Raw genomic sequence first — 7072 nt, forward strand, 5'->3', positions numbered from 1 at the left:
GCTAAACAGGCTAGGGCGAGTTTAGATTTTAATCTTGGCTTTGATTTTATGTTTGGCATTATGTGTCTCCGGGGCAAATTTCTATTTGCTTAAAAAGCCGTTTATGTTTTGTTGGCCGACACGCTAAAGAAAGGCAATGACAGTTTTATTACGCTGCTATTTTTATTAGGCACTTCATGGGCATTAATACCGAATGAAAGGCTTTTATTTGCACTACTTGAGCTAATTTGACCTTCTCGCAAAGGCCTGTAATTCAAAGGTTCGACATTATTTAACAGCTGTTTTTGGGGTTTGTTTTCATCTTTTTGTCATGTTGCTGAGCCAAAATGACCTCTTTGCTTTTCCTCCCTTATGTCAGGATAGTGCTTTAGTTTTTTGAGAGCCCATACATGAACTTTTCTTTATTGGCGCGCCATCAGATCTTGGTATCAGTGGTGGCGGCGTGTTTGTTTTTGTCCGTGAGTTTGAGCCTCGGCTTGGGCGAGCTGAAAACGTGGTCCGAAATCCAATGGTTGGATATAGTGGGCGAGGGCAGTGTAGCCGTGTTCTCGCTACTATGGATTGTGGTGTTATTGATTAGTCGCCCGCCTGGGCGTGTGACCACAGGTTTAGTCATCGGTTTAAGCTGCTTTTTATTTTCTGCTTTATTGGATTTGTTTGACGAATTTGTGCATTACCAAGCTGCTGCAGCAGGCCTAAGCGTGATTGAGTCGATGCCTGCTGCCTTTGGTATGGTGATCATGAGTTATGCCTTGTATCAGTGGCATCAAGAACAACTCGCCTTAAATCGCCAGTTGCAACGCCGTGAGTTTGGCGCGCGCGAACATGAGCAAATCGACTTTATTACTCAACTGTATCGTGCTGACTATATGCGCGGTCAAATTGATATGCAGCTCAGAACCAAACAAGGTAGCCACTTTTCTATCGTGATGTTGGACATCGATGATTTTGATGCTTTCAATCGGCGTTATGGCACCACCGAAGGTGACAGATTGTTGCGTGAAATGTCAGAGCTGATTTTGATGAATTTACGCAATACTGATTTGGCGTGTCGTTATGCTGGTGACCGCTTTATTCTTTTATTGCCCGATACGGATTTGGTTGTGGCAGAAGAATTAGCCGAGCAAGTTAAAAGTGCTATTAACCATCTGGCCTTTAAACCTCAATCCTCTAATCAGGCGGTTTATCATAGTGTTACCCATGCCGCCGAAGTAGCGCAGCCAGCAGATGGAGTAGATGCACTCATTGGCCGTGTCAACCAACGGCTTAATCTGACTAAGGAAGGGGCATAAAAGTCGATGTCTCGCCGCCAATTAGTAAGTCTTGAAGATAAGTTTTTACCGGCGCATCAATTGGCGGCAAGCTTGATCGACTTGGCGATGTCGCGCGGCGTAGACAAAAACCGTTTACTGCGAGGCACGCGGATTTTTTATCAAGACATTAAAGGCGGTACTACGCATTTAAATACTGAGCAAATGTTACGTTTAATGGCCAATGCTCGTTCGTTGGTATCAGGCTTTGATTGTTCGTTTCAATTGGGCAAACGGGTGTTTCCGGGTAATTACGGTGCTATATCAAATGCCTTATTGCATTGCCGCAATTTACAGGATGCACTGCGTGTACTGAGGGTTCATGCCCAGCATATTTGCCCGTTTATGCACAGTTACGCTTATCAGGATGAGCAGCAATATCATCTTGTCATCTTTGACGCGGTGGGCTGTGGCGAACAATGGCAGTTTGTGCTTGAAACCTATTTTAGTGCACTGGTGTCTGCAACTAAATTATTACTTGGCCATCGTATCCCTTTTCATTTTGATTTTCCTTTTGCGCGTCCACGCTATATTCAAGAATATGAAACTAATTTGGGCTTTAGGCTCAATTTCTCTCAGTCGCAATTGCGCATTCGTTTTGATTTGGAATGGTTGAAAGCGCCCTTTGCGCAGCAAAGTCAGAGCTTGAAAAGGCATGCCTTACAACATATCAGGCAGCATCAGCCACCTTATCAAGGTTTTATTCAAGCAGTCCGCGACAGTTTGTGGCTCAAACGTCAACAAACGTTACAAGAAACTGCATTATTATTTGCCATGAGTCCGGCAACCTTTAAGCGCAAACTAAACCAACACGGGGTGCGCTTTCAGCAGATACAGGACGAGTTGGGTAAACAGCAAGCCTTGTACTTATTACAAGTACAGAAACGTAATAATGAAGACAGTGCCAGTATGATGGCTTTTTCAGATATTCCTAACTTTCGCCGCGCTGTTAAGCGCTGGACGGGATTAACCCCTAATCAACTCCGTTTAGGCTGAGATTACAACTTCAATAGTGTTGACGTTGACAATGTGCCTAGCGCTTTTTTAAGTATTGAATATCGAATCCGTGATTTTCTCCCAATGCTCCACATGGATAAACGTAAACTGCAGTGTCAATTTTCATTTAATTTTTCCGCTCATAATTTTTGGGGGAAAATTCGTTTACGACATTTTCAATTAATCCAATTCTATTATTCACAAAAGACTATCTCAGATTAAAAGAAGATTTTAAAACAACCTAGCAGATTTCAGACAGTTAATGTTCCATCTTACGGATAAGGTGGCGAACATGTCATAATTGCCTGATTGCAAATGATAACACTTATCATTTGCAATAACTGTTTGGGTGTTTATAATGAACGCGTTCTTCAAACACCTCCAAAATTTAGAGAAAACTATGACCTATAAGAAAATCTTTGCGCTATCTCCGATTATGCTGGCGTTGAGCATTCATGCGCAAACAGCAGAATCAACCAATAAAAAAACAGCCAAAGATGAAGATATTGAAACCATCCGTATCGTCGAAAGCCGAATCCAGCGTGTGAGTTCTGGGGCCACTGGTCTAGGTCTAGACAGTTTTGATACACCCCAGTCGCTGTCGATAATCGAAGGAGACACGATTGCTAATTACAATCTTAATGATATCAATAGTTTATTTAAACAAGTCACTGGCATAAACATTGACCAAACCGAAACGGATCGTACTTATTTTAGTGCCCGCGGTTTTGACATTACCAGCATGCATATTGATGGTTCAGGCATCCCCTTTGGCGATATTTTTGTTGGTGACCTTGATACGGCAATGTATGACAAAGTTGAGTTTATTCGTGGCTCTAATGGCCTTATTACTGGATTGGGTAATCCCTCTGGAACCGTAAATTACGTTAGAAAACGTCCAAGTAATGATACCAAGGCTAGTATGGCTCTTACCTATGGACGTTGGGCCAATATGCGTGCCGTTGCTGATGTATCCACGCCATTAACCGAGTCGGGCAGTTGGGCTGCTCGTGCCGTAATGGTTCATCAAGATAAAGAAAGCTGGTTAGATCTATACAAAAATAATCGAACCGTATTCTACGGTGTGGTTGATGGGCAACTAAGTGATGATCTTACATTGACTTTTGGTTATACCTACCAAGACAACAACAGTGATGGTGGCACCTGGGGAGCCGTGCCTATGATCTATTCTGATGGTCAGCAAGTGGATTTTCCGACCTCCACAACGACTGCGATGGACTGGACCTATTGGGATACTTTAAATGAAACCGCTTTTGCAGAGTTAAGTTGGTATATCACTGATAATCTCAATTTAACCAGTAAGCTAAATTATATCAAATACGAGGAGGACTCTGAGCTATTTTATGCCTATTCAAATACCGGACTAGAGCATGAAACTGGTTTAGGCATGCTGGGCTACCCAGGTAAATTTTCGGCCGAAGATGAAACGCTTATTTGGGACAATAATCTACAAGGTGCTTTTCAAGCATGGGGTCTGGAACATACGTTCAACTTCGGTATTAGCCTTGCCGATTCAACAACCAGTGATCTTGATTCGGGAGCGCTAAGCGGTTTTGATGTGATGCCCGCTTTTCCTGGTTGGAATAAAGCCCAGGTTACAAGACCAACCTGGGCCGTGCCCTATGAAGCAGGTTTTACCGATGTCACGCTGAATCGTTTTTATGGTTCGGTGCAACTGGCCGTGACAGAGAACTTTGATTTGGTCTTAGGAGCCAGCTTCGTTGATTATGAAAATGAAGGAGAGTCTTGGGGGGCGTCAACCTCAACCTCAGAAGACGGCAGTAGCCCCTATCTTGGCTTTACTTGGGAAGTGGTGACAGACCTCAATGTCTACGGTAGCTACAGCGATATATACCAGCCACAGTACTATTTGAACGAAGATCTATTACCTCTAGGTTCGGCTGAAGGCCGAAGTTATGAACTTGGTGTAAAAAAACGTTTCGAAAACAACGTTTTAGTAAGTTTCGCCGCCTTTAGAACAGAGCAAGAAAATTTATATGAATTTCTCGGTTATGGCGATGGTGACGGAGTGGATGACGAGGATTATTCGGACGATTTTGATTATGCGTTATACAAAGGTGTCACTGTTGATTCGAATGGCTTTGAGTTGGAAGTATCAGGGCAAATAAACAAGGAATGGTCGCTGCAAGGAGGATTTACCGCATTAAACATGGACGATGAAAACGGCGATGAAGCCCGTACTTTTGTGCCCCGTAAATCCTTAAAGTTGCTCGCGGATTACTCACCCCAGTGGCAAGAAAAACTCAGCGCCGGTGTGTCTTTGCGTTGGCAAAGTGACATGTTCTACGATACAGCTTACGGGCGAATTTCTCAGGATAGCTATACATTGATTGGAGGATATGTGCAGTACAACGTCAGTGAACAGATTTCGCTCAGTCTGAATTTAGATAACATTACCGACGAAAAATACCTCAGCTCGGTGCGAACTGAGCAAGCATTTTACGGCTCTCCACTTAATTACAGTTTTACTATGCGTTGGGACTATTAAGTTCAAATCAGCCCCAACCAGGACTGATCTGAGTAACAGATAGTGTCCTGTTTATTATAATTTTCTGATTGAGTTTAAAAACCGCTCAATTTGAATGTCAACCCAACAACAGGGACGTTGTTGCCAAGCTATTAGGGGAAAATTATGGGAAAGTTTCCGCTGTTTGTTTTAAAAAGCCAACGTTTTTGGTTAAGTGGTCCGGCTACGCTACTGGTGTCACTGTTGATAATGTTAGCCATGGCGGTGTGGTTTCCACCGGGTGCTGGCAAGGTAAATAACATTATGCTGCCACTGGTTCTGCTTCCTCTAATTTGGGCTATTTTATTTTTTTACACTTACCTGACAACCAATATGCGCAAAGCGCAGTGGCTACTTGTGGGGTTATTTGCTGTGAATAGCGCCATTCTTACAGTTAAATTTTTAGGTTAACCTTTATGAATGATCAAACCCCTACGCTTCGTTCAAAAGCGAAAGCTTTACTTAGTCTGCATTCTTGGTCTGGCATAGTTTTGGGAATGTTACTTTACGCTGTGATATTCACCGGCACAGTTGCGGTGGTGGCAGACGAAATCGGAGAATGGTCAAACAGTAATTATCCTCAACACTTAATGCTCACTAGTGACATAGACGCAACGGTTAAACGTCTCTCAGCACAAACACCAAAAGAATACCTAGATGAAATTTCTACGTATGAAAATGACCGTCAACAATTAGTGTACTTTTTTCATACTCACAAACAAAATCCTTCTGGCGACATGGACGAATATGGCGTGCAATACGCGTTGAACGCCCAAGGCAAAATTGTTACTCAAAAAACGGGCTTTGGTAGCGACTTATACGCGCAGGATGATACGTATGCGCTAAGCCGGTTTCTGGTATCTATTCATACTGAGTTACACATTCCTTCTCCTTGGGGCCTTATCCTCACTGGGATTTTAGGGATGGCCATGCTAATTGCTTCAGTATCTGGGTTTATGATGCACCGCCACCTATTTATCGATATGTTTTCCATTCGTAAGCAGCGGGATGGACAACCTCTCAAACGTGATTCACATACGGTTGCCGGTACTTGGAGTATCCCCTTTGCTATTTTGTTGGCATTTACTGGCAGCTTCTTTAGTTTTTCTACTGCATTCGGCATACCGGCAATGGGAGTTGTCGCCTTTGGTGGCGACCAAGAGGCGTTAATGTATGCGCTGGTAGGTGAGCAACAAAACAAAAGCGAAGCGCCAATGGCGTCAGCTGATTTGAATCTTATGCTCCAAGATGCGGTTCAACGACAATCTGCCGTTCCCTCTTTTTTATCCATTTCACATTTAGGAACCGAGTCTGCCAGTGTACTCGCCTTTTTTATGCCAAATGAAGGCAAGGTGGGATACGAACAATTAGTTTACGACGGAACAAACGGTGATTTTGTTGAATATAAGCCAATAGTGGGCAGTGTACCGTCATTGGGAAGTAGTATTTTATCGCTGATTTATCCCATTCACTTCGGCACCTTTGCAGGTTTATTCTCAAAAATCATTTGGATAAGTTTAGGGGTAGCCGCCTGCTATGTCACCATTACCGGACTGCAACTTTATGCTCATAGAAACCAAAAAAACGACAGCAGTTGGCAATGGTTTAGCCGAATGTGTATATGGGGATTTTTGGGTCTTCCACTTTGCTCTTTAGCAAGTGCAGTGGGCTTTTTTGTGAGCGGCTCAATGGCAACAAATCAAAGTATTTGGACCCCATTATCCTTTGTTATTTCAGCCGTCTTAATCAGTATGCTAAGTGTATTCATTAAAAATACTCTCCGCCTGAAAAACCTACTGTTAGCAGGTAATGGCCTAGTTTGTTTACTATTACCTGTCCTTCGATATACCACTTCTGGCATCGGCTGGTTACAGGCATTACACCATCAAATGCTAGCGATGATGTTTGTTGAAATGACCTTACTGTTCTGCTCAGGTTGGTGCTTTTATGCCTTGTATAAATCAATGCAATTTGAAGGGCAAACTAACAATCAGACAGTCACCACGTTTGCTACCCAGGAGACAGCGAAATGAACCACTCTCTGATGACTCTCGCTTTTATTATGTACAGTTTAGTCATCGTTTTTCTCTTAGCTTATACCGATCCTAGGCGTAATAAGCTCTCTAATAAAAACGACAATCTGACTAACAAAAAAATGGTGTTATCCGTGACTGGTCGAAAACTGCTCGCATGGAGTTTAATACTGCCCTTTGTTCCA

The 7072-nt window shown here is 43.0% G+C and carries 6 protein-coding genes; all 6 read left to right on the forward strand.

Annotated elements, in window-relative coordinates; genetic code table 11:
* Positions 1-389 precede the first annotated feature (389 nt).
* Positions 390-1292 carry a diguanylate cyclase domain-containing protein gene (locus NWQ57_RS21520; protein ID WP_306024247.1) on the forward strand — a complete coding sequence of 301 codons (903 nt, stop codon included), beginning with the start codon at positions 390-392 and terminating at the stop codon, positions 1290-1292.
* 6 nt (positions 1293-1298) lie between these two features.
* Positions 1299-2306, forward strand: a complete 1008-nt coding sequence (locus NWQ57_RS21525) for an AraC family transcriptional regulator ligand-binding domain-containing protein (protein ID WP_306024248.1) — start codon at positions 1299-1301, stop codon at positions 2304-2306.
* 400 nt (positions 2307-2706) lie between these two features.
* A complete protein-coding gene (locus NWQ57_RS21530) occupies positions 2707-4836 on the forward strand; it encodes a TonB-dependent siderophore receptor (RefSeq protein ID WP_306024249.1) in 2130 nt (709 codons plus the stop codon).
* A gap of 144 nt (positions 4837-4980) precedes the next feature.
* Complete coding sequence (locus NWQ57_RS21535; protein ID WP_306024250.1) at positions 4981-5265, forward strand: hypothetical protein; 285 nt, start codon at positions 4981-4983, stop codon at positions 5263-5265.
* A 5-nt stretch (positions 5266-5270) separates the two neighbouring features.
* The gene (locus tag NWQ57_RS21540; RefSeq protein WP_306024251.1) at positions 5271-6887 is read left to right on the forward strand and encodes a PepSY domain-containing protein; all 1617 of its coding nucleotides are present in this window, start codon (positions 5271-5273) and stop codon (positions 6885-6887) included.
* Positions 6884-7072 (forward strand): hypothetical protein (locus NWQ57_RS21545; RefSeq protein WP_306024252.1); only part of this gene is annotated, 189 nt, incomplete at its 3' end. The genes NWQ57_RS21540 and NWQ57_RS21545, both read left to right, overlap by 4 nt.

Origin of the sequence: Paraglaciecola sp., assembly GCF_030730205.1 — a bacterium.
Taxonomy (GTDB): domain Bacteria; phylum Pseudomonadota; class Gammaproteobacteria; order Enterobacterales; family Alteromonadaceae; genus Paraglaciecola.

Coding starts and splice junctions, on each gene's coding strand:
- NWQ57_RS21520 (WP_306024247.1), top strand. CDS start 390: ATGAACTTTTCTTTATTGGCGCGCCATCAGATCTTGGTATCAGTGGTG.
- NWQ57_RS21525 (WP_306024248.1), top strand. CDS start 1,299: ATGTCTCGCCGCCAATTAGTAAGTCTTGAAGATAAGTTTTTACCGGCG.
- NWQ57_RS21530 (WP_306024249.1), top strand. CDS start 2,707: ATGACCTATAAGAAAATCTTTGCGCTATCTCCGATTATGCTGGCGTTG.
- NWQ57_RS21535 (WP_306024250.1), top strand. CDS start 4,981: ATGGGAAAGTTTCCGCTGTTTGTTTTAAAAAGCCAACGTTTTTGGTTA.
- NWQ57_RS21540 (WP_306024251.1), top strand. CDS start 5,271: ATGAATGATCAAACCCCTACGCTTCGTTCAAAAGCGAAAGCTTTACTT.